Source organism: Mycobacterium sp. 1245852.3 (genome assembly GCF_001669335.1).
Taxonomy (GTDB): domain Bacteria; phylum Actinomycetota; class Actinomycetes; order Mycobacteriales; family Mycobacteriaceae; genus Mycobacterium; species Mycobacterium europaeum_A.
Genome location: NZ_LZLL01000486.1, coordinates 1 through 25,312 on the forward strand (window position 1 = coordinate 1; position 25,312 = coordinate 25,312).

General features: G+C 69.8%; 28 protein-coding genes and 1 other RNA gene. 14 read left to right on the top strand and 15 right to left on the bottom strand.

The genetic code is table 11. The features are described from left to right. On the bottom strand, window positions 1-528 hold a 528-nt coding region (locus tag A9W96_RS21455; protein WP_197499597.1), incomplete at its 3' end, for a type 1 glutamine amidotransferase domain-containing protein. Between the two features lie 44 nt (window positions 529-572). Continuing rightward, window positions 573-1,229, bottom strand: a complete 657-nt coding sequence (locus A9W96_RS21460; RefSeq protein ID WP_197499598.1) for an adenosylcobinamide amidohydrolase — start codon at window positions 1,227-1,229, stop codon at window positions 573-575. A 91-nt stretch (window positions 1,230-1,320) separates the two neighbouring features. Here A9W96_RS21460 and A9W96_RS21465 point away from each other — a divergent pair, with 91 nt between their 5' ends. Continuing rightward, window positions 1,321-2,439, top strand: a complete 1,119-nt coding sequence (locus A9W96_RS21465; protein ID WP_067142857.1) for an epoxide hydrolase family protein — start codon at window positions 1,321-1,323, stop codon at window positions 2,437-2,439. A 5-nt stretch (window positions 2,440-2,444) separates the two neighbouring features. On the opposite strand, the gene A9W96_RS21470 is transcribed toward A9W96_RS21465, so the two are convergent. Next, entirely contained in the window at window positions 2,445-2,840 is a 396-nt protein-coding gene (locus tag A9W96_RS21470; RefSeq protein ID WP_067142885.1) for a VOC family protein, read from the bottom strand. Window positions 2,841-3,048: 208 nt separating this feature from the next. Between A9W96_RS21470 and A9W96_RS21475 the strand changes: the two genes are divergently transcribed. Continuing rightward, window positions 3,049-3,972 (top strand): cobalamin biosynthesis protein, encoded by a 924-nt coding sequence (locus tag A9W96_RS21475; RefSeq protein ID WP_067142888.1) that lies wholly within the window; start codon window positions 3,049-3,051, stop codon window positions 3,970-3,972. Here A9W96_RS21475 and A9W96_RS21480 read toward each other — a convergent pair. Genes A9W96_RS21480 through A9W96_RS21490 form a run of 3 tightly spaced genes read right to left on the bottom strand, consistent with a single transcriptional unit; the run spans window position 3,954 to window position 5,963 of the window. Next, complete coding sequence (locus tag A9W96_RS21480) at window positions 3,954-4,793, bottom strand: SURF1 family protein (RefSeq protein WP_066881434.1); 840 nt, start codon at window positions 4,791-4,793, stop codon at window positions 3,954-3,956. The two genes, A9W96_RS21475 and A9W96_RS21480, sit on opposite strands and share 19 nt — an antisense overlap. Further along, the gene (locus A9W96_RS21485) at window positions 4,793-5,290 is read right to left on the bottom strand and encodes a low molecular weight protein-tyrosine-phosphatase (RefSeq protein ID WP_067142860.1); all 498 of its coding nucleotides are present in this window, start codon (window positions 5,288-5,290) and stop codon (window positions 4,793-4,795) included. Before A9W96_RS21485 ends, A9W96_RS21480 begins: the two co-directional genes overlap by 1 nt. Beyond that, window positions 5,283-5,963 carry an HAD-IA family hydrolase gene (locus A9W96_RS21490; protein WP_197499599.1) on the bottom strand — a complete coding sequence of 227 codons (681 nt, stop codon included), beginning with the start codon at window positions 5,961-5,963 and terminating at the stop codon, window positions 5,283-5,285. Before A9W96_RS21490 ends, A9W96_RS21485 begins: the two co-directional genes overlap by 8 nt. A 90-nt stretch (window positions 5,964-6,053) precedes the next feature. Here A9W96_RS21490 and cobC point away from each other — a divergent pair, with 90 nt between their 5' ends. The 4 genes from cobC to A9W96_RS21510 are packed head-to-tail and all read left to right on the top strand — an operon-like array spanning window position 6,054 to window position 10,073. Then, a complete protein-coding gene (cobC, locus tag A9W96_RS21495) occupies window positions 6,054-7,082 on the top strand; it encodes an Rv2231c family pyridoxal phosphate-dependent protein CobC (protein WP_067021113.1) in 1,029 nt (342 codons plus the stop codon). Next, window positions 7,079-8,212 carry a Nif3-like dinuclear metal center hexameric protein gene (locus A9W96_RS21500; protein ID WP_067142863.1) on the top strand — a complete coding sequence of 378 codons (1,134 nt, stop codon included), beginning with the start codon at window positions 7,079-7,081 and terminating at the stop codon, window positions 8,210-8,212. Before cobC ends, A9W96_RS21500 begins: the two co-directional genes overlap by 4 nt. Further along, the gene (locus tag A9W96_RS21505) at window positions 8,209-8,946 is read left to right on the top strand and encodes a zinc ribbon domain-containing protein (protein ID WP_067142866.1); all 738 of its coding nucleotides are present in this window, start codon (window positions 8,209-8,211) and stop codon (window positions 8,944-8,946) included. The genes A9W96_RS21500 and A9W96_RS21505 overlap by 4 nt, the downstream gene beginning before the upstream one ends. Continuing rightward, window positions 8,943-10,073, top strand: coding sequence for a bifunctional RNase H/acid phosphatase (locus A9W96_RS21510; protein ID WP_067142869.1), 1,131 nt, complete (start codon window positions 8,943-8,945; stop codon window positions 10,071-10,073). The genes A9W96_RS21505 and A9W96_RS21510 overlap by 4 nt, the downstream gene beginning before the upstream one ends. Window positions 10,074-10,076: 3 nt before the next feature. Here the strand turns inward: A9W96_RS21510 and A9W96_RS21515 are convergent, their stop codons facing one another. The 3 genes from A9W96_RS21515 to A9W96_RS21525 all read right to left on the bottom strand — a co-directional run bounded on the left by A9W96_RS21515 (window position 10,077) and on the right by A9W96_RS21525 (window position 11,972). Beyond that, window positions 10,077-10,478 (bottom strand): VOC family protein, encoded by a 402-nt coding sequence (locus A9W96_RS21515; protein ID WP_067142872.1) that lies wholly within the window; start codon window positions 10,476-10,478, stop codon window positions 10,077-10,079. Then, complete coding sequence (locus A9W96_RS21520) at window positions 10,432-11,274, bottom strand: AraC family transcriptional regulator (protein WP_067142890.1); 843 nt, start codon at window positions 11,272-11,274, stop codon at window positions 10,432-10,434. Before A9W96_RS21520 ends, A9W96_RS21515 begins: the two co-directional genes overlap by 47 nt. A 122-nt stretch (window positions 11,275-11,396) precedes the next feature. Continuing rightward, a complete protein-coding gene (locus tag A9W96_RS21525) occupies window positions 11,397-11,972 on the bottom strand; it encodes a helix-turn-helix domain-containing protein (protein ID WP_066862771.1) in 576 nt (191 codons plus the stop codon). A 47-nt stretch (window positions 11,973-12,019) separates the two neighbouring features. Between A9W96_RS21525 and A9W96_RS21530 the strand changes: the two genes are divergently transcribed. Further along, entirely contained in the window at window positions 12,020-12,652 is a 633-nt protein-coding gene (locus A9W96_RS21530; RefSeq protein WP_066881428.1) for a bifunctional 2-polyprenyl-6-hydroxyphenol methylase/3-demethylubiquinol 3-O-methyltransferase UbiG, read from the top strand. 5 nt (window positions 12,653-12,657) lie between these two features. Here A9W96_RS21530 and A9W96_RS21535 read toward each other — a convergent pair whose 3' ends face one another. Next, window positions 12,658-13,368, bottom strand: a complete 711-nt coding sequence (locus A9W96_RS21535) for a 2OG-Fe(II) oxygenase (RefSeq protein WP_067142893.1) — start codon at window positions 13,366-13,368, stop codon at window positions 12,658-12,660. 78 nt (window positions 13,369-13,446) lie between these two features. Here A9W96_RS21535 and rnpB point away from each other — a divergent pair. Next, window positions 13,447-13,847: RNase P RNA component class A (gene rnpB, locus A9W96_RS21540), an RNA gene on the top strand. A gap of 74 nt (window positions 13,848-13,921) precedes the next feature. Here rnpB and A9W96_RS21545 read toward each other — a convergent pair. Then, the gene (locus A9W96_RS21545; protein WP_067142875.1) at window positions 13,922-15,466 is read right to left on the bottom strand and encodes a CYTH and CHAD domain-containing protein; all 1,545 of its coding nucleotides are present in this window, start codon (window positions 15,464-15,466) and stop codon (window positions 13,922-13,924) included. Window positions 15,467-15,565: 99 nt separating this feature from the next. Continuing rightward, window positions 15,566-15,814 (bottom strand): hypothetical protein, encoded by a 249-nt coding sequence (locus A9W96_RS21550; RefSeq protein ID WP_066881426.1) that lies wholly within the window; start codon window positions 15,812-15,814, stop codon window positions 15,566-15,568. Window positions 15,815-15,999: 185 nt separating this feature from the next. Here A9W96_RS21550 and A9W96_RS21555 point away from each other — a divergent pair, with 185 nt between their 5' ends. Beyond that, window positions 16,000-16,380, top strand: coding sequence for a heme-binding protein (locus A9W96_RS21555; protein WP_067142878.1), 381 nt, complete (start codon window positions 16,000-16,002; stop codon window positions 16,378-16,380). Between the two features lie 10 nt (window positions 16,381-16,390). Here the strand turns inward: A9W96_RS21555 and A9W96_RS21560 are convergent, their stop codons facing one another. Both A9W96_RS21560 and panB read right to left on the bottom strand, forming a co-directional pair. Beyond that, complete coding sequence (locus A9W96_RS21560) at window positions 16,391-17,581, bottom strand: 1,4-beta-xylanase (protein WP_082972530.1); 1,191 nt, start codon at window positions 17,579-17,581, stop codon at window positions 16,391-16,393. A gap of 177 nt (window positions 17,582-17,758) precedes the next feature. Beyond that, window positions 17,759-18,607 (bottom strand): 3-methyl-2-oxobutanoate hydroxymethyltransferase, encoded by an 849-nt coding sequence (gene panB / locus A9W96_RS21565; protein ID WP_066862859.1) that lies wholly within the window; start codon window positions 18,605-18,607, stop codon window positions 17,759-17,761. 145 nt (window positions 18,608-18,752) lie between these two features. Here panB and A9W96_RS21570 point away from each other — a divergent pair, with 145 nt between their 5' ends. The 3 genes from A9W96_RS21570 (at window position 18,753) to A9W96_RS21580 (ending at window position 23,482) form a co-directional block, all read left to right on the top strand. Then, window positions 18,753-20,144 (top strand): wax ester/triacylglycerol synthase family O-acyltransferase, encoded by a 1,392-nt coding sequence (locus A9W96_RS21570; protein ID WP_067142901.1) that lies wholly within the window; start codon window positions 18,753-18,755, stop codon window positions 20,142-20,144. Between the two features lie 52 nt (window positions 20,145-20,196). Then, complete coding sequence (locus tag A9W96_RS21575; protein WP_156765352.1) at window positions 20,197-21,759, top strand: alpha/beta hydrolase; 1,563 nt, start codon at window positions 20,197-20,199, stop codon at window positions 21,757-21,759. 154 nt (window positions 21,760-21,913) lie between these two features. Next, on the top strand, window positions 21,914-23,482 hold the full coding sequence (locus A9W96_RS21580) for an alpha/beta hydrolase (protein ID WP_156748750.1): 1,569 nt from the start codon (window positions 21,914-21,916) through the stop codon (window positions 23,480-23,482). Window positions 23,483-23,547: 65 nt separating this feature from the next. Here A9W96_RS21580 and A9W96_RS33095 read toward each other — a convergent pair whose 3' ends face one another. Further along, window positions 23,548-23,916, bottom strand: a complete 369-nt coding sequence (locus A9W96_RS33095) for a hypothetical protein (protein WP_255362987.1) — start codon at window positions 23,914-23,916, stop codon at window positions 23,548-23,550. A 186-nt stretch (window positions 23,917-24,102) separates the two neighbouring features. On the opposite strand from A9W96_RS33095, the gene A9W96_RS21585 reads away from it, so the two are divergent. Next, window positions 24,103-24,474, top strand: a complete 372-nt coding sequence (locus A9W96_RS21585; protein ID WP_066862792.1) for a DUF732 domain-containing protein — start codon at window positions 24,103-24,105, stop codon at window positions 24,472-24,474. A 123-nt stretch (window positions 24,475-24,597) separates the two neighbouring features. After that, a partial coding sequence (locus tag A9W96_RS21590; RefSeq protein WP_197499600.1) for a glutamine synthetase family protein occupies window positions 24,598-25,312 on the top strand: 715 nt, incomplete at its 3' end.

Here is a 25,312-nt window from a genome sequence, read left to right on the forward strand (position 1 = left end):
GCGCCCGTCGACGGTGGGCGCCGCGGCGAGCGCGGCGGGAGCGTGACAAATCAGGCCGGTGGGGCGTCGGGCGTCGTGGAAGTGACGGACCAGCGCGCCGAAGTCGTCGTTGAGCGAGTCGTCGGCAAAGGCGTCGCGGTGCAGCAGGTCGACCAGGGGCGCATGGCCGCCCGGCACGAACATGGCGTCAAACCCGTCCAGGCGCTGGACGTCGTGGCTGATCTCTTCGAATTTGGCCGGCGTGGCCAGGCCGAGTTCGAGCAGCTCCCGATAGCTGCTCAGGGCGGCGTCACGCCTTTTCCGCGAGCCGGCGAAGTACATCAGGCTGCACGAGGTGCCATCGATGGCCGGCGCCCGCGCGCCCGGGGTGGCGAACGCAAGCTCGAAGCCGGCCCGACGCATCGCGTCCGTCGGTTCGATCAGTTCACCGAGGTAGGTGCCGGTCAGCTCGCTGCGGCCGTTCCGTAGCGGAATCCGGTCGGCCGCGGACACCACCACCAGGACTCGGGGCGCCGTCGTCGATGCCATGGGTCAGCGATACCCCCGGCGCGGGCGCGGCAATCGCCGGCCGCCTACTCGACGGACGGCCCCGCGAGCCAGGACCGGCCGCCCGCGAGCACGGCGGCGTGCACCGCTCGGGCGATCCGGGCGCCGAACGTCGACCGTGGTCCACCGAACGGCTCGGCCGTCCCGTCGGTCGGGCAGTGCACGACGAGCGCGTCCGAGGCGGTGCCGGTGGCGCGTATCCCGGCGTCGTGCAACGCCTGCACCTTGGCCTCCGTGGCGGTGGCGACGGCGTTGACCAGCGCCGCCTCGGACAGCCGCACCGGCACCGCGACCACGACGTTGATCGTGCCCACCCGGTACGGCGCCTCGCGGCGGAAGTGGTGATCGGGCGCGGCGGCCCAGGCGGGGCTGGAGAGCCCGACGGTCGCCGTCGCATGCACGCCGCCGTCCGCGGCGAGGTGGTGGCGGGTCACGTCGACCGCGGTGAGCAACCCGCACCCGGCGCCGTCCAGCCGGAGCGCGGCGCCGATCTCGGTCAGGTGGCGGTCCGGGTCGGTCCGGTCGTAATCAAATGGGACCGTGGCGTTGACGAGCCAATCCCGAGCGCCGATCCCGCCGCCGAGCGGGCCCGACGAGACGCACATTCGCGGCTCGGCGAATCGCCAGACCAGGACCGGGATCGACCGCCTCTGCTCCACCCGTGCGGCCAGCCTGGGATCCATGGCTACATCCTCGCGTGCTGCGGCGCGCCCGGTTCGCCGGGGGGAAGGCCCCGCGCGTCGCCGGTATCACCGTCAGCGGCACTATGAACGCGTGAAACCGTTCCGCATCGACGTTTCCGACGAGGTCCTCGACGACTTGCGAGCGCGGCTGGCCCGCACGCGGTGGCCCGAGGCCGAATGCGTGGACGACTGGAGCCAGGGCGTGCCGCTGGCCTACACCCGCGAGCTGGCCGACTACTGGGCCAACGACTACGACTGGCGATCGAGGGAGGCGGCCCTCAACCGCTTCGATCAGTTCACCACCGAAATCGACGGGCTGGGCATCCATTTCGTCCACCAGCGCTCGCCGCACGCCGACGCGTTCCCGCTGGTGATCACCCACGGCTGGCCGGGCTCAATTGTGGAGTTCCACAAGGTGATCGAGCCGTTGACCCATCCCGCCTCCGGCCGCGCCGAGGACGCCTTTCACGTCGTGTGTCCGTCGCTGCCCGGGTACGGGTTCTCCGGTAAGCCCACCGACACCGGCTGGGGCGTGGAAAGGATCGCGCAGGCCTGGGAAACGCTGATGCTGCGCCTGGGCTACGACCGCTACGGCGCGCAGGGCGGTGACTGGGGTGCCGCGGTCACGACGCAGATCGGCCGCAATGTGGGCCACTGCGTGGGCATCCACCTGAACATGCCGGTCGGCCGGCCCACCAAGGAGGCGCTGACCAACCCGACGGAGGAGGAGCAGCGCGCCATGGCAGGGTTGGCCAACCACCGCAAGTGGGGCACCGGCTATTCCAAGCAGCAGTCCACCCGGCCGCAGACCCTGGGCTACGGCCTGGCCGACTCACCCGTGGGGCAGCTGGCCTGGATCGTCGAAAAGTTCTGGGACTGGGCCGATTGCGCCGGGCACCCTGAGAACGCGCTCAGCCGCGACGAGCTGCTGGACAACGTGATGGTCTATTGGGTGACCAACACCGCCGCGTCCTCGGCCCGCCTGTACTGGGAGAGCTTCGCGGTGTGGGGTGGCGGCGATCGCGTCGAATTGCCCACGGGCGTAGCGGCTTTCCCGGGGGAGCTGCTCAAGGCGCCGCGCAGCTGGTGCGAGCCGGTCTACAACATCACCCACTGGACGGACATGCCGCGCGGCGGGCATTTCGCGGCGTTCGAACAACCGGAGCTATTTGTCGAGGACCTGCGCGCGTTCTTCGCAACGGTGCGCTGAGTCGCTCAGCCTGGCGGGGCGAAGAACTCCAGCGCGATGCCGTCGGGGTCGCGAAAACTCAACCCCGAGCCGTAGGGCGCATCCACGATGCCGCCGTGCTCGATGGCCAGCTCGCCCAGCCGGGTGACCCAATTTTCCAGCTCGGCGCGGCTGGCGCAGCCGAAGCCGACGTGGTCGAGCCCGACGCGGTGTTCGCTGAACTTCTCGTCGGGCGCCGGTCGGTCGTGCTGGTGAATGCCGAATATGGTGCCGCCGTCAAGCATCCACACCTGGTGGTGAAAGCCGGCGTCAGTGTGCTCGTCCAGGATCGGGTCGGCGCCGAGCAGCCTGCGATACCACGGGCCGCTGATCGCGATGTCGCGCACCGTGACCGCGACGTGGTTGAGCGCGGGAAAGGTCATGCGTTGCACGCTAGTCCGCCGTGCGGGGCCTGCCGGCCATCGGACCGCTGGCCGAGTACCCGCCGTCGACGGCCAGCGCGGCACCGGTGACGAACGATGCTTCGTCGCCCCCACACACGCTCGGGCACTTGTTGCCTCAACGGCCGCATGGATTCCAGTGTGAGACGCTGCCGGGGTGGTTGTGACCCGGACCCGGATCGCGGGCGTGATGATCGGCTACCTGGCCGACCGCGCGCTGGGCGACCCGCGACGGGGTCATCCGGTCGCGCTGTTCGGCCAAGCCGCCGCCGCGCTGGAACGCGTGACCTACCGCGACAGCCGGCTTGCCGGCGCGGTCCATGTCGGCGCGCTGATTTCGGCGGTGGGCCTGCTCGGGCTGGCGGTGCAACGCGGCGCCGGGCGTCGCGGCCGGGGGTGGTCGATCGCGGCGACCGCCGCGGCCACTTGGGTGGCGGTGGGGGGAACCTCGCTGGTGCGCACCGGCCTGGAGATGTCGGAGCTGCTGGAACGCGGCGACGTCGAGGCCGCCCGCGGGCTGCTGCCGTCGCTATGTGGGCGTGATCCGGCGTCGTTGGACGCCGCGGGCCTGACGCGCGCGTCGCTGGAATCGATCGCCGAGAACACCTCCGACGCCCAGGTGGCGCCGCTGCTGTGCGCGGCGGCCGGCGGCGTGCCCGCGGTGCTGGTGTATCGGGGCATCAACACCCTGGACTCGATGATCGGATATCGCTCGCCGCGCTATCTCCGATTCGGTTGGGCGGCAGCGAGATTGGATGATGTCGCCAACTACGTCGGCGCGCGGGCGACCGCGTCGCTGACGGTGCTGTTGGCGCCGCTGGTGGGTGGATCACCGTCCGGTGCGGCGCGGGCCTGGCGCCGCGACGCCGGCCGTCATCCCAGCCCCAACGCCGGCGTCGTCGAGGCGGCCTTCGCCGGGGCGCTGGGCGTGCGCCTGGGCGGTCCCACCCAATACCGCCACGAGCTGCAGATCCGGCCCACACTCGGCGACGGCCGGGAACCGACGGTGACCGACCTGCGGCGCGCGGTGATGCTGTCGTCGCTGGTGCAGGCGGGCGCCGCGGTCCTCGCCGAGCTTGCAGTTTCCCTGGCGGGCTACCGCCGCCGGCCGTAGCGGTCGGCCAGTTTGGCCTCCACGGTTTGCGGCGCTTGCGGCGCGGGCGCCGTCTCGGCGGCGGGGGCGGCCCGCTGTTGCTTCTCCTGGCGGCGGGCCCGGATCTCCGAGTAGGCGAAGTAGCCCAACCCGATCGGGGCCAGGATGCCGAACGCGATCCACTGGATGCCGTAGGACAGGAACGGGCCGGCGTCCAGCGCAGGCACGCCGACCACCCCGAGCCCGCCGGGCTGCCCGTCGACCAACTGCAGGTAGGACCCGGCCAGCGGGACCCTGGTGAGCACCGCGACCTGTGCGGTGTCGATCGAATAGACCTGCTGCACACCGTCTCCCACGAACGGGTCCTTGTTCACCGCGGCGGGCTCGGAGTTGCGCAGCCGCGCCGTGATGGTCACCGTCTGCGTCGGGGGCGGGGGGATAGGCGGGACGTGCGACCCCTCCAGCGGGCGCACGTAGCCGCGATTGACCAGCACCGTGGGCCCGCCGTCGACGACGAACGGCGCCAGCACCTCGAACGCCGGCTTCGAGTCGATCACCCGCAGGCGGGCCAGCACCTGCACGTCGGGCAGGTAGTGCCCGGTGGCGGTGACCTGGCGCCATTGCGCGCCGGGGGCCGCCGAATTCTGCTGCGGCAGTAGGGTTTTCAATGGAACGGGCGCGGTGTTTAGCGAGGATTCGATCTGATGGTTCTCCTGCGAGGTCCTGCTGTGCTTACCCAACTGCCAGGGCGCGAGCACCGTGAAGCACAGGTACGCGAAGGCGACGACCACCACCGCCAGCGCTATCCAGCCCGGACGCAGCAGAAAGGCGAACCGGCGCATCAAGGCGATCCGTTCTGCGCGAGCCGTTCATCGACCCAGTCATGCAGGCCCGGCAGCGCGGCCTCGATGACGGTGTAGACGCGTTCGAAGTCTTGTGCGTCGCCGTAGTAGGGATCGTCGACGTCGGGGGTGTGGGCGCCGGTGCGCGGATCGAAGGACCGCAGCATCCGGACGCGGTCGTCGTCGACGCCGAGGTGCCGCAGCATTCGGGCGTGGTTGCGGTCCAGGGCGACCACCAGATCGGCACCCAGGTGCTCGGCGTCGACCTGCGCGGCGCGGTGCTCGCATGCATAGCCGTGGGCGCGCAGCACGTCGGCGGCGCGCTCGTCGGCGCACTCGCCGACGTGCCAGTTGCCGGTGCCGGCGCTGCTCACCCGCACCGCGTCGGCCAGGCCGCGGCGGCGCAGCTGGTCGGCGAACATCTTCTCGGCCATCACCGAACGGCAGATGTTGCCGGTGCACACGAACGTCACGTGCAGGCGTTCACGCTCAGACACCCAGCGCCCTCCGTAGTTCGTCGATGGTCGAGGCGTGCGTCACGCCGGCCGTGGGCGACGCGTCCGCGAAGTCGGCCTTGCCGTAACCCCAGCCGACCACCACGGTGTCGATGCCGTGCGCGGCCGCGCCGTGCACGTCGTGGCTGCGGTCACCGACCATCAGCACCCGTTCGGGCAGCGGCTCGAGCTGCGACAGGGCGTGCGCCAGCACCTCGACCTTTGCCTTGCGCGACCCGTCGGGACTCGCGCCGGCGATCACCTCGAAGTGCTGGTCGAGCCCGAAGTGGGCGAGGATGCGCCGCGCCGTCGTCTCCAGCTTGGAGGTGGCCACGGCCAGCCGGACACCGGCGGCGCGCAGATCGGCCAGTAGCGCCTCGATCCCGTCGAAGAGCGCGTTCATCGCCCAGCCGCGGGAACCGTACTCGGCGCGAAAGGCCGCGATCGCCTCCTCGGTGTGGTCGCCGAGTTCCATGGCCCGGAAGGTGTCGTCCATCGGCGGGCCGACGATCTGGGCAACGAGGTCGCCGGGCGGCACGGGCGCGCCGATGTGGTCGAGCGCATGCAGGAAGCTGGTGACGATCCCCTCCGCGGAATCGGTCAGGGTGCCGTCGAGATCGAAGATCACCAGCTGCGCCCCCGGGGCCTGGGGATCGGCGGACGTTGTGCCTGTCACCTCACCATTGTCCTCGATGGGTGCGACCGGTCGTGACGGTGATGCCGGTGTACGTCCGGCCGACCCGCGCGGCGCACTAGTGTTTCACGGATGGCGAGTCTGAACCTGAGCCCGCCTGCGGCGCGCTACCACGGCGATCAGGCCGTCGCGCCCGGGATGCTCGATTTCGCCGTCAACGTCCGGCACGGCCAACCGCCGCAGTGGCTGCTGCGCCGGCTGGCCGAGCGGCTGCCCGACCTGGCGCGCTATCCGAGCCCCGAGGACGCGCACCGGGCGCAGGACGCCGCGGCCCAGCGACACGGCCGGACCCGCGCCGAGGTGTTGCCGCTTGCCGGGGTGGCCGAGGCGTTCGCCCTGCTGGGCAACCTGCGCCCGCGGCGGGCGGCGATCATCGCCCCGGCGTTCACCGAGCCGGCGGTCGCGCTGACCGCGGCCGGGGTGCCGGTGCACCACGTGGTGCTGGAGCCGCCGTTCGGCCTGGCGGGCGCGATCGTTCCCGACGACGCCGACCTCGTCGTGGTGGGGAATCCGACCAACCCCACCTCGGTGCTGCACACCCGCGAGCAACTGCTGGCGTTGCGCCGGCCCGGGCGGATCCTGGTGGTCGACGAGGCGTTCGCGGACTCGATTCCCGGCGAGCCGGAATCGCTGGCCGGCGACGCGCTGCCGGACGTGCTGGTGCTGCGCAGCCTGACCAAGACCTGGGCGCTGGCCGGGCTGCGGGTGGGCTACGCGCTGGGTTCCCCGGACGTGCTGGCGCGGTTGACCGCCCAGCGGGCGCACTGGCCGGTGGGGACGTTGCAGCTGACGGCCATCGCGGCGTGCTGCGATCCGCAGGCGGTCGCCGACGCGGCGGCCGGGGCGGCCGGACTGGGGCAGCTGCGCGCCGAGATGGTGGCCGGGCTGGCCTCGGTGGGTGCCGACGTGGTCGACGGCCGGGCGCCGTTCGTGCTGTTCCGCACGCCGGAGGCCGTTCAATTACGAAAACGACTGCATGACAGGGGGATTGCCATCCGTCGCTGTGACACGTTCGTCGGCCTGGACGAGCGGTACCTGCGCGCCGCGGTGCGCCGCGAGTGGCCGTTGCTGGTGCGGGCGATCGCGGAGGCCGACCGGTGAGCATCAAGCTGGCCGACGTCATCGCGGTGCTCGACGAGGCCTACCCGCCGCGGCTCGCCGAGTCCTGGGATTCGGTGGGGCTGGTCTGCGGGGACCCTGACGACGAGCTGCGGTCGGTGACCGTCGCGGTCGACGCCACGCCGGAGGTGGTCGACGAAGTTCCCGATGCCGGCCTGCTGCTGGCCCATCACCCGTTGCTGTTGCGCGGCGTGGACACCGTGGCGGCCAGCACCCCCAAGGGCGCGCTGGTGCACCGGTTGATCCGGACCGGACGCTCGCTGTTCACCGCACACACCAACGCCGACTCCGCCTGCCCGGGGGTGTCCGACGCGCTGGCCGCGGTCCTGGGCCTGCACGTCGAGGCCGTGCTCGAGCCGGCGACGGACGCACCCGACCTGGACAAGTGGGTGGTCTACGTGCCCGCCGAGAACGCCGACGCGGTGCGGGCGGCGGTGTTCGCGGCCGGCGCCGGACATATCGGTGACTATTCGCACTGCAGCTGGAGCGTCAGCGGCATCGGGCAGTTCCTGCCGCACGAAGGCGCCTCACCGGCGGTGGGCAGCGTGGGCAACGTCGAGCGGGTGGCCGAAGACCGGTTCGAGGTGGTCGCGCCCGCCCGTTCCCGGGCCGCGGTGCTGGCGGCGATGCGCGCCGCCCATCCCTACGAGGAACCCGCCTTCGACATCTTCGCGCTGGTACCCCCGCCCGGCGACACCGGGCTGGGCCGCGTCGCGACCCTGGCGCGTCCGGAACCGTTGCGCGACTTCGTCTCTCGCGTCAGCGCGGCGCTGCCGCGCACCTCGTGGGGGGTGCGGGCGGCGGGGGACCCCGACATGCCGGTGTCGCGGGTCGCCGTCTGCGGCGGCGCCGGGGATTCGTTGCTGGCCGCCGCGGCCGGTGCGGGCGTGCAGGCTTTCGTGACGGCCGATCTGCGGCACCACCCGGCCGACGAACACCGACGGGCCTCCGAGGTGGCCTTGATCGATGTGGCACATTGGGCAAGTGAATTCCCCTGGTGTGAACAGGCCGCCGGCCTGCTGCGGTCGCGTTTCGGTGCGGAGCTTCCCGTGCGGGTGAGCTCGATTCGCACCGACCCTTGGAACGTCGAGCACCAGGATGAGAGTTCATGAAAGCCGAAGTGGCGCAGCAGCGTTCCCTACTCGAGTTGTCGAAACTCGATGCCGAGCTGTCCCGCATCGCACACCGGGCCACGCATCTGCCGGAGCAACAGGCCTGCGATCGGTTGCAGGCCGAATACGAGGCCGCCGGTGACCGGCTGGGCGCCGTGCGCATCGCCGTGGAAGACATCGACGCCCACGTGTCGCGGCTCGAGGCGGAGATCGACGCGGTGCGCCAGCGCGAAGACCGCGACCGCTCGCTGCTGCAGTCGGGAACGATCGACGCCAAACAACTCTCGGACCTCCAGCACGAGCTGGAGACCCTGCAGCGTCGTCAAACCAGCCTGGAGGACTCGCTGCTGGAGGTGATGGAACGTCGCGAGGAGCTGCAATCCCAGCTCGACGGTGAGCAGCAGACGCTGGCGTCACTGGAGGCCGAAATGGCGAGCGCGCGTGAGGCTCTCGATGCCGCGGTCGCCGAGCTCAGCGAGGCCCGTGAGCTTCAGTCGTCGCGGCGTGACTCGCTGAGCGCCGCACTGGATCCGGCGCTGTCCGCCCTGTACGAACGCCAGCGTGCCGGGGGAGGCCCGGGCGCCGGGCAGCTGTTGGGCCGTCGGTGCGGGGCCTGCCGGCTCGAGATCGACCGCGGCGAGCTGTCCCGCATCTCGGCCGCCGCCGAGGACGAGGTGGTGCGTTGCCCGGAATGCGGCGCGATCCTGCTGCGGGTCAAGGGTTTTGATCAGTGAAGGTCGTGATCGAGGCCGACGGCGGATCGCGCGGCAACCCCGGACCGGCCGGATACGGCGCGGTGGTGTGGAACCAGGACCGCACGACCGTGCTCGCCGAGGCCAAGCAGGCCATCGGCCGAGCGACCAACAACGTTGCCGAATACCGAGGTCTGATAGCCGGTTTGGACGACGCCCTGAATTTGGGCGCCACCGAGGCGGCGGTGTACCTGGATTCCAAACTGCTGGTGGAACAGATGTCCGGGCGGTGGAAGGTCAAGCACCCCGACCTGATCGAGCTGCACAACCAGGCCCGAAGCCGCGCGGCGCGATTCGCGCGGATCAGCTACTCGTGGATCCCCCGGGAGCGCAACACGCACGCCGATCGGTTGGCCAACGAGGCGATGGACGCCGCGGCCGAGGCTGTGACGGAAACGTCCGAACCGGCGCCAAAGCCTGAGCCGGCGCCGAAACCCGAACCGGCCGAGCCCGCGGCGGCGCCGTCCCCGTCCGCGCCGGGCTGGACCGGCGCGCGCGGCACCCCGACCCGGCTGCTGTTGCTGCGGCATGGCCAGACCGAGCTGTCGGTGCACCGCCGCTATTCGGGGCGCGGTAACCCGGCGCTGACCGAGCTGGGGCGCCGGCAGGCCGACGCGGCGGGGCGTTATCTGGCGCAGCGCGGCGGCATTTCGGCGGTCTTCGCCTCGCCGCTGCAACGGGCCTATGACACCGCGGCGGCCGCCGCCAAGGCGCTGGGGCTGGACGTCACCGTCGACGACGACTTGATCGAGACCGACTTCGGCGCCTGGGAGGGGCTGACGTTCGCCGAGGCGGCCGAGCGCGACCCCGAACTGCACGGCCGCTGGCTGCGCGACACCAGCACCGCCCCGCCGGGCGGGGAGAGCTTCGACGCGGTGGCCGATCGGGTGTCGACGGCCCGTGACCGGATCGTCGCCGCCCAGCAGGGTACGACGGTGCTGGTGGTCTCGCACGTGACCCCCATCAAGATGCTGCTGCGCGAGGCGCTTGACGCCGGGCCCGGCATCCTGTACCGGTTGCACCTCGACCTCGCGTCGTTGAGCATTGCCGAATTCTATTCCGACGGAGCGTCTTCGGTGCGCCTCGTGAACCAGACCGCGTATCTGTAAGCGTCACGCCGGCGGTGTCTCGCCGCGGTAGTCGCCGAAGGACCACAGGTTGCCTTCCGGATCGCGCACCGTGAATTCGCGTGCGCCGTAATCCGTTTCGCCCAGCGGCCGCACGACGTCGGCCTTTCGCTGCAGGACGCGCTCGTAGAGCGCCTGGGGATCGGCGGTGACGATGTAGCCGCCGGCGGTGCCCGGTTCGCGGCACCACTGCGCCCCGGGCTTGTGGCTGCCGAGCATGATCCCGCCGCAACCCTGCGGCCAGTTCAGTTGGGCGTGATCGACGGTTTCACCCTGGCCGTAGCGCGCCGCGAGGACGAAGCCGAATGTGTCGACGTAGTAGTCGATCAGCTTGGGCGCGTTATGGGCTTGCAGTGTCAACCAGACGGTCGGATTCGAAGTGGTCATCCTCGAACTGTGCGGTGCAGGAGTGGCCGCCGTCTTGAATGTTTCGGAACTCCTCGGCCAGCCACTGTCGCGGCGGCACACCGGCGAACCGGACGAACTCGCGGGTCATGTGCGCCTGGTCGCTGTACCCCGTGGCGGTCGCGACTCGTGCGAGGTCGACGCGTCCGTAGCGGCGTGCCGACTCGGCGATCCGCGCCGTCGCATGCTGGAACCGCATGAGCATCGCCACCGTCTTCGGCGAGTGCCCGACCTCCTGGCGGAACAGCGTCGTGAGGTGTCGCGGCGTGACGCCGACCGCGTCGGCCAGGCCGGTGACCGGGGCCCGGCCCCGGCTGCGCTGCAGCAGATGCCAGGCTTGTGCGACCTCGGGCCGCACCGTCGCGGCGTCCCGGCATTGCCGTGCGTCGATGAGGTAGCCGGCCACCAGCGCGAACGCGTCCGGCCAGCCGTGCGCTTCGGTCACCCGATGGTGCAGTTCGACGGCGCCGCGATCCAGCACGGCGGTCGCGTCGTATTCGGCGAGGAGAAGCTCAGCGCTCGGCACGCCGAACAGCGCACGCGCCGCGAGCGGATGCACGGCCAGCTGCACGCCGGCCTGCCCGCGCCGTTGCCGCACGTGACTGGCCCGCAAGTGCAGGCCGCCGAGCAGCAACGGGTTGGGGCGGGCCACCGCGAGGGCGCAGGCGGTGTCACCGGCCTCCACCCCGTCGTCCAGGCTGACGATGAAGGTCAACGTCGCCGACGGCATGCCACGGTGCACGCCGTCGGGAATGTCGAGGCCCCGGTAGCCGACCATCGAGACGACGCCGGGCGCGCTGCGCGGCGGCGCGACGGCGTATTCCCAAGCCCGGTCCATTACGCCACGCTAACGCCGCGCCAGGGTGAACGCGACGGTCGGGCCGTTCGCGCGGGTGCCATTCAGCTGTGCAGGTGGAGGCGCTCGCCGTGCGGGCCGAAGATGACGATGGCCTCCACCGGGCCGTCCACCACGCCGAACCAGTGCGGCGTCCACGTCGAGAACTCGACGGCCTGGCCGGGGTCGATGGTGAAGTCGCGCTCGCCCAAAATGAGCCGCATCCGCCCGGAAAGCACATACATCCAGTCCTGGCCCTCGTGCACCGGCAGCTCGGCGGGCGGGGTGCGGCGCCGCGCGCTGACCCGGACCTTGAACGCGTGCAGGCCGCCGGCGGGGCCCTGCCGGGTCAGCGGCCAATAGGTGACGCCGTGGTGAGTGCGCGCGGCGCCGCGCACCCGCGGGTCGGGAGCCGGCGGCGCCTGCAACAGTTCGTCGGTGCTGACCGACAGGGCCCGGGCCAGCCGGGGCAGGTGATCCAAAGCCAGCCGACGTTTCCCGGATTCGAGGCGGCTCAGCGTCGAGACGTCGATCCCGGCCCGCTCGCCGACCTCCTGCAGCGTCAGGCCGCGTTGCGCGCGCAGTTCCCGGAGCCGCTGGCGCACCAGGAGGTCGATGTCGGGGGTGGTTTTTGCCTGCATGGCAATTCAGCTTGGCAAATGAGGCACGGGGTAGGCAAGCTCGCGGTATGGAGAATTCGTGCAAACCTGATGATGCTGTGCAGTTTTGGGAGGAGCGCTACCGCTCGGCGGAGCGGGTGTGGAGCGGACGGGTCAATCCCCGCCTGGCCGAGGTGACCGCCGACCTGCCGGTGGGCCGGGCGCTCGACCTGGGCTGCGGGGAAGGGGCCGACGCCCTATGGCTGGCCGAGCGCGGCTGGCAGGTGGTGGCCGTGGACGTCTCGGCCACCGCGCTGCGCCGGGCGACCGAGGCCGCGTCGGCCCGGAATCTGCTCGCGCGCATCGACTTTCAGCGTCATGATCTCAACGAGAGCTTCCCAGACGGGACCTTCGACCTGGTGTCCGCGCAATATCTGCACTCGCCGGCCCGGCTGGAACGCGACGGGGTGTTGCAGCGGGCCGCCGAGCGGGTGAATCGCGGTGGCGTGCTGTTGATCGTCGACCACGGCGCGCCACCGCCATGGGCGGAGCATCACGATCACCACTTCGCCGGGATCGAGGAGGTCCTCGGGTCGCTGGATCTCAACGCGCCGCGGTGGACGCGGCTGCGAACCGAGGCCGTCGAGCGCGAAATGGTCGGCCCGAACGGGGAACTCGGAACGATGGCCGACAACGTGATGGTCCTGCGACGAACCGGGTAGGCCTGTTACGCCGCGTCGTGAAAGATCAGCCCCATCGCATAGCGTTCACCGGAGCGAACCACCGAGACCCCGTGGCGCACCGGCGCCGCGGACCAACCCCGCGCCGAGGGCACCGGCCGTTCCCGGGTGGTGAAGACATATCCGTGCCCCTGCGGCAATTGTGTTGCCATGCCGCGGGATTGGGCCCGCAGCCGTTGCTCGACGAGCAGGAATTCGCCGCCGGTGTAGTCGGTGTCCGGGTTGCTCAGGTTGATGACGACCTGGAGCGGAAAAACCAAGTCACCGTACAGGTCTCGATGCAGCGCATTCCAGTCACCCGCACCGTATTTCAGCATCAGGGCGGTGGACCTGCGCTGGCCGGCGGCGTGGCAGGCCGCCAGCCAATCGTCGAGGCTGTCCGGCCACGGCGCGTCCCGGCCGAGCTTGGCCCACCACTCGCGCGCGATCGGCAGCAGCCGGGGGTAGAGGGCCTGCTTGAGCGCCTCGATGGGTTCGGGGTAGGGCGCATGAAAATAGCGGTACTGCCCGGCGCCATAGCGTTTGGGCGCCATGTCGATGGTCGACCGGAACAGGTCGTCGTCGGCGTAGAGCTTGCGCAGGCGGGCCGCTTCGGTGGGCGTGATCAACCGCGGCAGCAGCGCCCCGCCGTACTCGTCGACCTCCGCGGCGATCCCATGCCAATCGCCGGAGTCCACGCGCTTGTTCCATCGGCCCATCAGGTCCACGATAGAGCCGCGCGAGCCGTGGTTGCTGGCCCCGGCATGGGTGCAGGTAGTACCGTGGTTCGTCGCGGACGAGTTGGCCGGGCGGCCGCGGACCGTCGCAAGGCGGTTCGAGGAAAGTCCGGACTTCACAGAGCAGGGTGATTGCTAACGGCAATCCGAGGTGACTCGCGGGAAAGTGCCACAGAAAACAGACCGCCACCCACGGGTGGTAAGGGTGAAACGGTGCGGTAAGAGCGCACCAGCATCCCGGGTGACCGGGGTGGCTCGGCAAACCCCACCCGAAGCAAGGCCAAGAAGGCCGCACCTAAGGTGTGGCCGCGCAGGCGTTCGAGGGCTGCTCGCCCGAGCCTGCGGGTAGGCCGCTCGAGGCACCCGGTGACGGTGTGTCCAGATGGATGGTCGCCGCCGCGCCGCCGTTGCCTATGCGCGGCCGCGCGGAACAGAATCCGGCTTACAGGCCAACTCGTCCGCCCGCCCATTGGTGACCAGACGTAAAAGCACCCATTTTGGCGTCAAAATGGGTGCTTTTACGTCTGCTCGGCAGCTAATGCCCCGCTTTGCGCACCGCTTTGGCGAGTTTGCGCAGCGTGTCGTCGAGCTTGTCGCGGCACCGATCGGCCAGGTCGGCCTCCCGCTGGTACAACAGCCCGTAGGTGAAAGTGTCCTCGCCGGCGGCGTGCGCGGCTTCGGCTTCCTGACGCAGGTGCTCGCGGCTGACGACGCTGTCTTGATGATCGCCCAGCAGCGACTGGACCGCCTTGGCCTGTTCGGACACCCCGGCCGCGCCGGTCGCCGAGGCGGTGTAGCGAAGTCGCTTGGCGCGCTTGCGGATCCGATGTATCGCCTCGTCGCGTTGGTGTTGGTCGTCCGGGTGCTCGCGGTCCACCTGGGCGGCGGCCTTCTGGGCCTTGCGGACCTTCTTGTAGGCGGCGTCGATGGTCACCGGCGCCGGTGCCTCGGCGGTGGCCGCGCCGGGGATCTCAGCCGCTATCAGGTCGAGGGAGTCGAGCAGGCGGAAGTATCGCTGCGAGCGCATCGCGATCAGGGACCGGCGCAGCCCGGTCTGGTAGCGCCGCTGCGCACCCCCGACCAGACGTTCGCGCACCGGCCCGCGCACCAATTCCGGTGCGAGCGAGTCCAAGTCGCGTTCGTATCGCTCGGCGAGCACCTCGGCGTCGCGCGCCACCCCCAGGATCCCGGCGAGCTCACGCAACTCGTCGAGCACCCAGCCGTCGTCGGGCAGCCCGAATGACTCCTGGTAGTCCCGCAGCAGGCTGCGCAACTTGCGGGTCGTCACCCGCATCTGGTGGATGGAGTCGTAGGCGTCGGCGCGCACCGCGCGGTCCCACACCAGGAGCTCGCGCACCTGCTCGGCGATCGCGCGCTGCAGCGGATCTTCCGGCGGCGCAGCGCCGTCGGCCGCCGGCGTGGTGCCCAGCACCCGCGCCAGCTTGGAGCCGTGACCCGCCGGTGCGGCGCCGGCGTCCAGCAGCCGATTGCTCAACCGGTTCAACAACTCGACGCCGGCCGTGCCGCTGGACAGCCCGCCGGCCTCCAGCAGCTCCAGCTCCCACTCGCGCCATTCCTGCTCGGTCGGTGCGTCGGCGTCGTCGGAGTCCCGCGTCGACCACGCGACGACATGGTCGTTGCTGAACTCGGCCAGCGCGGTGCCCGCCGCGTCGTACAGCACCTGGCTCTCGCGGCGGGTGGTGATGCGCGCGACGGGCTGCAGCGGCCGGTCACGGACGATCGCCAACACCACGTCGGTCAGCTCGTCGGGCACGCTGTCGTTTGCGCCGGAGGCGTCCAGCGGTGTGCGCACCTCGGTGCGGGCGTCGGGCCCGGAAGGCAGCTTCAGGTGCCACCCGGCATCGGTGCCGCCGGTGCGGCGGCGCAGCGTTATCTTGTTGCGCGCCAAGTCGTGTAGGGGCGTGTCGAAGTACGTCGCATCGAGGGTTTGCATCGGCGACTTCTCGACGTGCGCCACCGCGGCGATCCCTTCGAACGAGGGCGACACGGTGGACTCGACCACGTCGAACTTGCGCTCGACCTCGAGATGACGCGAGGTCTGCGGCGCTTTTGCAGGCATCTTCGGCTCCACTGAAGGCGGGGCGGGCGCGTAGGGCACCCATAGCCTGCCATACCGAAAAGACGAGGCCGCCGCGGATCGGCCGGCGGCGGCCGCGGCTTACGGCGGCGGCGGAGGAGGGGCCGTCGTGTCGTCTTCGGGCAGCGGCGCATACACCGCCGGCGGCGGGACATAGCGTTGAATGTTGTCGGCGATGTTGGTGCACCCGCTCACCGAAATGCGCCGGCCCGCGCCCACGCACACCGTCGCCTGCACCCGATCGGCGGAATGGGCCGGACCAACAATGGTGGGAATCCCGGCCAAGCCCGAGAACGCCAGCAACGCGGCAAACCAGCGGCGCCGATTCATCTGCGGTCTCCTTTCCAGCCACCCTGGAAGCATTGTGCCGTCGTAGCGCGGCGGGCGGGCCGAGATCGGAGAATGGATCCGCATTTCCATGCGGACCGAATTCGCGCATGCGCGGCGAGAAAACCCCTTATGGTTTGCGGTACGAACGGCCGCGCCTGCGGACGCGAAGACGAAGGAGCGTTTCCATGGTGTCTTTTGTTCGCCCGGCGGCCCGGGTCGCGTCCGGCGCAATAGCGGCCGGCGCGGTGAGCGTGGCGATGCTTTTCGCGACGGCCGGTTCGGCCGCCGCGGATTGGCCGGCGGACGATCCCGAACCGGCGCCCTCGTCGCAACCGAATTGCACGGCGGCCGACCTTGCCCAGGTGTCGTCGGGCGTCGCCGCGGCGACGTCGGCGTATCTGTTCGCCCACCCGGACGTCAACGCGTACTTCACCAGTTTGAAGGGGCAGCCCCGCGACGACATGCGGGCGCAGCTGAAGCAGTACATGGACGCCAACCCGCAGACCCACGCCGACCTCGAGGGCATCCGCCAGCCGCTGACCGACTTTCAGAATCGGTGCCGCTGACCGAGCGCCGTCAGCCCGCCGGCGGTGGTGGCGGCGGCTGCAGGTGCATCGCCAGGTCGCCGCACTCGAGGATCGTCTGGATCTCGGTGTCGCGGAATGGCCGCCCGTCCGGGCCGAGCAGGTCGTGAAACCACTCCTGCGGCATCGCCGGGTCCGGGTTCGGCTGGTCCCAGGAATCCCAGGGGAAGTAGGTCTGCGTCTTGCCGGCGACCAGTCCCCAGTTGAACGCGCCGACGCCTGCGCGCTTGGCGATGGGCAGGATGTCTTGGACCGTGCTGCCCAACGGCCGGGCCATGTACTCGGTGCACAGGATGGGCCGGCCCTGCGGTACGAGTTCGGCGATGCGGCTCTCGAACTCCGCCGGCGCGGCGTAGGAGTGAAAGGTGATGACGTCGGAGTTGTCGAGCTGGATGCCGCTGATGACGCTGCGGCGACCCGGGTCGGCCCACTCGCCGTGCCAGACGCCGCTGGTCAACGGCTGGCAGGGATCGACCAGCCGCGCCCACTCGAACACCTGCGGAAGTAGCCGGGCGACCAGATCCACCTTGTCTTTCCGCTCGACCTTGGCGTAGGCATCGGCCGGGTTGTCCGGCTCGTTCCACAGGTCCCAACCCAGGACGCGGTCGTCGCTGCGGAACTGCGTCAGCACCCCGGTGACATAGCCGCGCATGGTGTGCAGGTAGCCGGGATCGTCGAGGCGCGCCGCCCCCGGGCTCTGCACCCAGCCGGAGTTGTGGATGCCCGGCCGGGGCGCGCGCTGCGGGCCCGCCCGGGGGAAGGGATCCCAGCACGAATCGAACAGGACGAACAGCGGCTTGATGCCGTGCCGTGCCGCGATGTCGACGAATTGGGCGAGGCGCACCTGAAACCCGCGGTAATCCTGCGCCCATAGCTGATCGTGCAGGAACACCCGTATCGCGTTGAACCCGTTGGTCCGCGCCCAGCCCAGTTCGGTGTCGATGCGCCGCGGGTCGAAGGTTTCGCGCTGGAACATCTCCAGCTGGTTGATGGCGCTGGAGGTGATGTAGTTGGCACCGACCGGCCAGCCCTGCGCCTGATACCAGCGGTTGGCGCGCTCGGGTGACCACCGGGCCGCCTGCGGCGAGGTGCGGGGCGGTTGGGCGGACGCGCGCGGCGTCTGGGCCAAAGCCATGCCTCCTGCCACCAGCAGCGGCAACGTCAACACCGCTCGACGGTGCACGGAGTCACCGCGATTCCCCCGGTCGATGTGGTCCACCCCTGCTCGTCAGAGTTCGGTTGGTCTCTGCGGGCAATCGTACAGCGCTGTAGCGCAACGCTTTTCAGCGGTTGGGCGGTGACAGCGGTAACGCCGCCGACCAGGCGTGCAGCGTGCGGTGAGGAATTCGCCGGGGTGGATCTAGAAGCAGTGCTCTTCGGCGGGGAAGGTCCCGCCGGCCACCTCTTGCGCATATTGCGTTGCGGCCCGGCGCAATTCCCCGCCGATGTCGGCGAACCGCTTGACGAAGCGGGCGGCCTTGCCGCTGCTCATGCCGGCCATGTCCTGCCAGACCAGGACCTGGCCGTCGCAGTTCGGTCCGGCCCCGATCCCGACCGTGGGGATGGTCAGCTTGCCGGTGATCTGGGTGGCCAGCTCGGCGGGCACCATCTCCATCACGACGGCGAACGCACCGGCCTCGGCGACGGCGATCGCGTCGTGCACGGTCTGCTCCGCCGCGTCACCGCGGCCCTGCACCCGAAATCCGCCCAGGCCGTTCACGCTTTGCGGGGTGAACCCGATGTGCGCCATCACCGGGATGCCGGCGGCGGTCAGGCAGGCGATCTGCTCGGCGACCCGCTCGCCGCCCTCGAGCTTGACCGCGTGCGCGCCGCCCTCCTTCATGAAGCGGGTGGCGGCGGCCAGCGCGGCGGCCGGTCCGGCCTCGTAGCTCCCAAACGGCAGGTCGGCGACGACCAGCGCGTGCGGGGCACCCCGCACCACGCCGCGCACCAGCGGAATCAATTCGTCGATCGAGACGGGCACGGTGGTGTCGTAGCCGTACACCACGTTGGCCGCCGAGTCGCCGACCAGCAGGACCGGGATGCCGGCCTCGTCGAAAACGCGGGCTGTCGAATAGTCGTAGGCCGTCAACATGGCCCACTTGTGGCCCTCGGCCTTCATCTTCTGCAGGTGATGGGTGCGAATCTTGGGCCGCGGCTTTTCGGGCTGCGCAGGCGAGTTGGCACCGTAAACGTTGTGCTCAGACATCATTGTCCCTAGTGGTGGTCGGTTCGATCCTCGTGGCCTGCAGGGTCAATCCTGACTGGTCCCCGGGTTCGTTTGACTACTTGATTCTGCCATTTCTTTTGCGCAGTTGCACCGCCGCGGCAGTGTGAGACATACCATGCTGCGCATGCAGCGGCTGAGTGGACTGGACGCCAGCTTCCTGTATCTCGAGACGTCGTCGCAGCCCCTGCATGTGTGCTCGATCATCGAACTGGACACGTCGACGGTGCCGGGCGGTTACGCCTTTGACCGGCTGCGCGACGCCCTGGCGCTGCGCATCAAGGCGATCCCGGCTTTCCGCGAGAAGCTGGCCAACAGTCCGCTGAACCTCGACCACCCGGTCTGGGTGGACGACGAGAAATTCGATATCAACCGTCACCTGCACCGCATCGCGGTGCCGGCACCGGGCGGGCGGACCGAGCTTTCCGAGATCTGCGGCCACATCGCCGAGACACCGTTGGATCGTGGCCGGCCGCTGTGGGAGATGTGGGTCATCGAGGGCGTGGCCGGCACGGACTGCCACCGGGACGGGCGGTTGGCGGTGATGACCAAGGTGCACCACGCCGGAGTCGACGGGGTGACCGGCGCGAGCCTGATGTCGCAGTTGTGCGCGACCGAGCCCGACGCCCCGCCGCCGGAGCCGGCCGAGGGCGTCGGCGGAGCCCATGGTTGGCAGATCGCGGCGGGCGGGCTGGTCCGCTTCGCGACCCGGCCGCTGCACCTGGCCAACGTGGTGCCCGACACCGTCTCGTCGGTGCTCGCCACCGTGCGACGGGCGCGCGACGGCCTGACCATGGCCCGTCCCTTCGCGGCGCCGCGGACCGTCTTCAACGCCAGAATCAGCGACCGCCGCAACGTCGCTTATGCCGAATTGGATCTCGGCGACATCAAAACGGTGAAGAACTATTTCGACGTCAAAGTCAACGACGTCGTGATGGCCTTGGTTTCCGGTGTGCTGCGCCAATACCTGACCGACCGAAATGAATTGCCGAAGTCGTCGCTGGTGGCTTCGGTCCCGGTTTCGGTGCACGGCAAATCCGACCGGCCCGGCCGCAATCAGGTATCGGCGATGTTTTCCTGTTTGCATACCCAGATCGACGATCCCGTGGAACGCCTGAAAGCCATCGCCGAGGCGAATTCGATTGCCAAAGAACACAGTTCAGCTATCGGCGCATCACTGCTGCAGGATTGGTCGCAATTCGCCGCGCCGGCGGTTTTCGGTATTGCGATGCGGTTGTATGCCAGAACCCGGTTCACCGACAGCATGCCGGTGCACAATTTGGTCGTCTCGAACGTGCCCGGGCCGCAGGTTCCGCTGTACCTGCTGGGCTGCGAGGTCAAATCGATGTATCCGTTGGGGCCGATTTTTCACGGCTCGGGACTCAACATCACCGCGATGTCTCTGCAGGGCAAACTCGATGTCGGGCTGGTCGCCTGCCCGGATCTGGTGCCGGACCTGTGGGAGATTGCCGACGAGTTCGCGGTGGGGCTCGAAGAGCTGCTTGCGCTCGCGCGGTAGCTCCGGCGGCGGTGCCGCTCATCCGGATCTCAGGTTTCCTCTGGCAGCATAGGTGGGCATGGGCCTGTCTCGCCGCGCCAAGATCGCGCGCATGCTGCTGATCTGGACGTCGATGGCTGCCGTCGCGCTGCTGCTGGCCGGCTGTGTCCGTGTGGTGGTGGGACGCGCCGTCATGTCCGGGCCGAAGCTGGGTCAGGCCGTGGAGTGGACGCCGTGCCGGGCGGCGAACCCGAAGGTCAAACTTCCGGCCGGCGCGCTGTGCGGCAAACTGGCCGTGCCGGTCGACTACGACCACCTCGACGGCGACGTGGCGACGCTGGCGATGATTCGTTTCCCCGCGACCGGGGACAAGATCGGCTCGCTGGTGATCAACCCCGGCGGACCGGGGGAGTCCGGCATCGAGGCGGCGCTGGGTGTCGTGCAGTCGTTGCCCAAGAAGGTTCGCGAACGCTTCGACCTGGTCGGTTTCGACCCCCGCGGGGTGGGGGCGTCGCGCCCGGCGGTCTGGTGCAACTCCGACGCCGACAACGACCGGCTGCGCACCGAGCCCAACGTCGACTACAGCCCGGCGGGTGTGGCCCACATGGAAGACGAGACCAAGCAGTTCGTCGGCCGCTGCATCGACAAGATGGGCAAGGGCTTCCTGGCCAACGTCGGGACCGTCAACGTCGCACGCGATCTCGATGCCATCCGCGCGGCGCTCGGTGACGAGAAGCTGACCTATCTCGGCTACTCCTATGGCACCCGGATCGGCTCGGCGTACGCCGAGGCCTTCCCGCACAACGTGCGGGCGATGATCCTCGACGGTGCCGTCGACCCCAACGCCGACCAGATCGAGGCGGACCTGCGCCAGGCCAAGGGATTCCAGGACGCGTTCAACGACTACGCCGCCGAATGCGCCAAGCAGCCGACCTGCCCGCTGGGCACCGATCCGGCCAAAGCCGTTGACGTCTACCACAGCCTGGTCGACCCGATGGTCGATCCGAACAACCCGATGGTGGGCCGGCCCGTCCCGACCAACGACCCGCGCGGCCTGAGCTACAGCGACGCGATCATCGGGACGATCATGGCGCTGTATTCGCCGAACCTGTGGCATCACCTGACCGACGGGCTGGCCGAGCTCGTCGACCACCACGGCGACACCCTGCTCGCCCTGGCCGACATGTACATGCGCCGCGACTCGCACGGCCACTACAGCAATGCCACCGACGCGCGGGTGGCGGTCAACTGCGTGGACCAGCCGCCAATCACCGACCGCGCCAAGGTGATTGACGAAGACCGCCGCTCCCGTGAGGTCGCCCCGTTCATGAGCTACGGGCAGTTCACCGGCAACGCGCCGCTGGGCACCTGCGCGTTCTGGCCGGTGCCGCCGACCAGCAAGCCGCACACCATTTCCGCGCCCGGCCTGGCGCCCACGGTGGTGGTGTCGACAACCCATGACCCGGCCACCCCGTACAAGGCCGGCGTCGACCTCGCCAACGAGCTGCGCAGCTCGCTGCTCACCTACGACGGCACCCAGCACACGGTGGTGTTCCAGGGCGACGGCTGCATCGACAACTACGTGACGGCGTATCTGGTCGGTGGTTCCATCCCGCCGAGCGGCGCCAAGTGCTAGCCACCCGGCGACGCTGCCGCCGAACGTGCACTCACGGCGAGGTTTTCGTCGATTCTTCGCCGTGAGTGCACGCTCGGCGAGGGCGCGAGCCGCTTGAGAGCCGAGACCAAGGCGTAATCGTTTCGCGCTGTGACGGGTACCCGCGGCTGCAACGATGACAGCCATGTCGCGCCTGAGATCCTTGAGCTCGGCGCTGTTTTCATTCGGGCTGCTGCTCGGTGGCCCCTTCGTCGTCGCGCTGCCGGTGGCCGCGGCCACCCCCGAACCCGGTGCCGGGCAGACGCCGGGCCCGAACCCGCCCTCGGCCGCGGTGCCGCAGGGGTGGGGGAGCTGTGGCCAATTCGTCAGTGACACAAGCGAAATCCCGACCGCGCAGTGCACCACCGTGTCGGTGCCGATCGACTACAACAATCCCGCGGGGGCGCAGGCCAAGCTGGCGGTGATCCGGGTCCCGGCGTCGGGGCAGCGGGTCGGCTCGCTGCTGGTCAACCCCGGCGGTCCCGGCGGCTCGGCGGTCGACATGGTGGCCGCGATGGCCCCGGATTTGGCGAACTCTCCGATCAGGCGCAACTTCGATCTGGTCGGCTTCGACCCCAGGGGTGTCGGCCACTCGACGCCCGCGCTGCGCTGCCGCACCGACGCCGAGTTCGACGCCTACCGGCGCGAGCCGATGGTCGACTACAGCCCCGGCGGGGTCGCGCATATCGAGCAGCTCTACCGGCAACTGGCCCAGCAGTGCGTCAACCGGATGGGCGCGGCGTTTCTGGCCAACACCGGCACCGCCTCGGTCGCGCGCGACATGGACCTGGTGCGCCAGACGCTGGGCGACGACCAGATCAACTACCTGGGCTACAGCTACGGCACCGAGTTGGGCACCGCCTACCTGGAGAAGTTCAGCAACCACGTGCGCGCGATGGTGCTCGACGGCGCCATCGACCCGACCGTCGGGCCGATCGACGAGAACGTCAACCAAATGGCCGGATTCCAAACGGCTTTCAACGACTACGCCACCGACTGCGCGCGCTCACCGGGCTGTCCGCTGGGCACCGACCCGAGCCAATTCGTCAACCGCTACCACGCGCTGGTCAACCCGCTGGCCACCAGGCCCGGCAAAACCGCGGACCCGCGCGGCCTGAGCTACGCCGACGCGACCACCGGCACCATCAACGCGCTCTACACCCCGGCGCACTGGAAATACCTGACCAGCGGGCTGCTCGGCCTGGCCCGCGGCACCGACGCCGGCGACCTGTTGTTGCTCGCCGACGACTACGACGGGCGCGACAAGAACGGGCACTATGCCAACGACCAGGACGCGTTCAACGCGATCCGCTGCGTCGACGCGCCCAACCCGACGGATCAAGCCAGCTGGGTGAGCGCCGATCAGCGGATCCGGCAGGCCGCGCCGTTCCTGAGCTACGGGCAGTTCACCGGAAATGCTCCGCGCGATTTGTGCGCGCTGTGGCCGGTGCCGGCGACGTCGGCGCCGCACGCCGCGCCGCCCATGGCGCCGGGCAAGGTCGTCGTCGTCTCCACCACGCACGACCCGGCCACGCCGTACCAGGCCGGGGTGAACCTGGCCCGCCAGCTCGGCGGCCCGCTGATCACCTACGACGGGACCCAGCACACCGCGGTGTTCAACGGCCACCAGTGCGTGGACACCGCCGTCGTCCGGTATCTGGTCGCCGGCACGCCGCCGCCGGCCTCCTACCACTGCCAGTCCTGACTGCGCGGGGTCACCCGCCCGCCGCCCGGTCCGCATGTCAGAGGTTCTCCCGCAGGGCTTTTGGCTCACGGTGAGAGCTGGACATGGCCCCGCGGCGGAGGCGGCGGTGGAGGCTCGGGCGGAGGCGGCGGTGCCGGCGGCGGCCCGTCCTGTTGTGGGGTGGGTCCTTGTTGCCGCGGCGGGGAAAGCGGTTGTTGCGCACGAGGTGGCGGCGGCGCCACAACGGGTGGCTCGAGCGGCGCGACCGTTGGCGGTGGCGGGATCTGGGGCGGATCGGGTGTGAGCTCTCCTACCGGAGCGGGCTCGATCAGCGCGGCGGGCCCGCTGTCCTGGGCGCCGGATGCCCGAGGCGCCGGCAGCTGCGCAGCCCCGGCCACCATCGGGGCCGTGCTTATCAAGGCGGCGATCGCCGCATACGCAGCGAGCGCGGTCATGCGCCGACGCCGCCGTCGCGCCGCGCCGCTCAACTGCGGGTTCGCGCGAAAGCGCTGTGGTGATTCACGATGACAACCGGTTACGATGTCGATCATTCCAGGTGCCGGCCGCCTCCACTGTTACCACTCGGTATCCATTAGGTGAGAGCGGCCGGGCAGGTGACACAAAGAAGCGAAGATTCTGCCGTGCGCATCCGAATCGCCCGATCCGCCGAGACTCTGGTCAACACCTCGGCGCTGCTTGCCGCCGCGGTCATCTGCGCGGGCGGCGCGGCGGCCGACCCGGATCAGGACGCGCAGTTCGTGGCGTTGCTCGCACAAAAGCAGATCCCGGCCACCGACAACGTGCCGGGCCTGGTGTACCGGGCCCGTGAGATCTGCGGGGAACTCGATCACGGCTCCTCGGTCCAGGCCGCCGTGGACGAGGAGGTGAACACGGCGTACCGGGAAAACCCGTCCCTGCGGATAGTCGCCGACCGCGTTACCCGCACCGCGGTCAAATTCGTGTCGGCGTCGGTGGACGTCTACTGCCCAGGCCATCAAGGCGAGCTGCCCTAGCGGCGACCGCGTGCCTTTGCACGCACGGCTCCCCGGCGCGTGGCGTCGCGCCGCAATGTGGGCAATGGTTCTGAGCGGGCATCGGTAACACAGAATTAACAGCAGTTGCATACTGTTCGGGTTATGGATCGACAGAAGGAATTCGTCCTCCGCACCCTCGAGGAACGGGACATCCGCTTCGTTCGGCTGTGGTTTACCGATGTGCTCGGTTTCCTCAAGTCGGTCGCCATCGCCCCGGCCGAGCTCGAAGGCGCCTTCGAGGAGGGCATCGGCTTCGACGGATCCTCGATCGAGGGCTTCTCCCGGGTCTCCGAATCCGACACCGTGGCCAACCCCGACCCGTCCACCTTCCAGGTGCTGCCGTGGGCCTCGGCCAACGGCCACCACCACTCGGCGCGGATGTTCTGCGACATCACCATGCCGGACGGCTCGCCGTCGTGGGCCGACCCCCGCCACGTGCTGCGCCGCCAGCTGCAGAAGGCCAACGACCTGGGCTTCTCCTGCTACGTGCACCCCGAGATCGAATTCTTCCTGCTCAAGCCGGGCCCCGACGACGGGACGCCGCCCGTTCCCGTCGACAACGCCGGCTACTTCGACCAGGCGGTCCACGACTCCGCCTCGAACTTCCGCCGCCACGCCATCGAAGCCCTGGAATTCATGGGCATCTCGGTGGAGTTCAGCCACCACGAGGGCGCGCCCGGCCAGCAGGAGATCGACCTGCGCTTCGCCGACGCCCTGTCGATGGCCGACAACGTGATGACGTTCCGTTACGTCATCAAGGAGGTGGCGATCGAGAACGGCGCCCGCGCGACCTTCATGCCCAAGCCGTTCGGGCAGC

Coding starts and splice junctions, on each gene's coding strand:
- panB (WP_066862859.1), bottom strand. CDS start 18,607: ATGTCTGAGCACAACGTTTACGGTGCCAACTCGCCTGCGCAGCCCGAA.
- A9W96_RS21520 (WP_067142890.1), bottom strand. CDS start 11,274: ATGGTCGGCTACCGGGGCCTCGACATTCCCGACGGCGTGCACCGTGGC.
- A9W96_RS21555 (WP_067142878.1), top strand. CDS start 16,000: ATGGTGTCTTTTGTTCGCCCGGCGGCCCGGGTCGCGTCCGGCGCAATA.
- A9W96_RS21570 (WP_067142901.1), top strand. CDS start 18,753: ATGCAGCGGCTGAGTGGACTGGACGCCAGCTTCCTGTATCTCGAGACG.
- A9W96_RS21515 (WP_067142872.1), bottom strand. CDS start 10,478: ATGACCACTTCGAATCCGACCGTCTGGTTGACACTGCAAGCCCATAAC.
- A9W96_RS21470 (WP_067142885.1), bottom strand. CDS start 2,840: ATGACCTTTCCCGCGCTCAACCACGTCGCGGTCACGGTGCGCGACATC.
- A9W96_RS21480 (WP_066881434.1), bottom strand. CDS start 4,793: ATGCGCCGGTTCGCCTTTCTGCTGCGTCCGGGCTGGATAGCGCTGGCG.
- A9W96_RS21535 (WP_067142893.1), bottom strand. CDS start 13,368: ATGGGCCGATGGAACAAGCGCGTGGACTCCGGCGATTGGCATGGGATC.
- A9W96_RS21580 (WP_156748750.1), top strand. CDS start 21,914: ATGACAGCCATGTCGCGCCTGAGATCCTTGAGCTCGGCGCTGTTTTCA.
- A9W96_RS21545 (WP_067142875.1), bottom strand. CDS start 15,466: ATGCCTGCAAAAGCGCCGCAGACCTCGCGTCATCTCGAGGTCGAGCGC.
- A9W96_RS21530 (WP_066881428.1), top strand. CDS start 12,020: ATGGAGAATTCGTGCAAACCTGATGATGCTGTGCAGTTTTGGGAGGAG.
- cobC (WP_067021113.1), top strand. CDS start 6,054: ATGGCGAGTCTGAACCTGAGCCCGCCTGCGGCGCGCTACCACGGCGAT.
- A9W96_RS21550 (WP_066881426.1), bottom strand. CDS start 15,814: ATGAATCGGCGCCGCTGGTTTGCCGCGTTGCTGGCGTTCTCGGGCTTG.
- A9W96_RS21505 (WP_067142866.1), top strand. CDS start 8,209: ATGAAAGCCGAAGTGGCGCAGCAGCGTTCCCTACTCGAGTTGTCGAAA.
- A9W96_RS21525 (WP_066862771.1), bottom strand. CDS start 11,972: ATGCAGGCAAAAACCACCCCCGACATCGACCTCCTGGTGCGCCAGCGG.
- A9W96_RS21475 (WP_067142888.1), top strand. CDS start 3,049: ATGATCGGCTACCTGGCCGACCGCGCGCTGGGCGACCCGCGACGGGGT.
- A9W96_RS21460 (WP_197499598.1), bottom strand. CDS start 1,229: ATGGATCCCAGGCTGGCCGCACGGGTGGAGCAGAGGCGGTCGATCCCG.
- A9W96_RS33095 (WP_255362987.1), bottom strand. CDS start 23,916: ATGACCGCGCTCGCTGCGTATGCGGCGATCGCCGCCTTGATAAGCACG.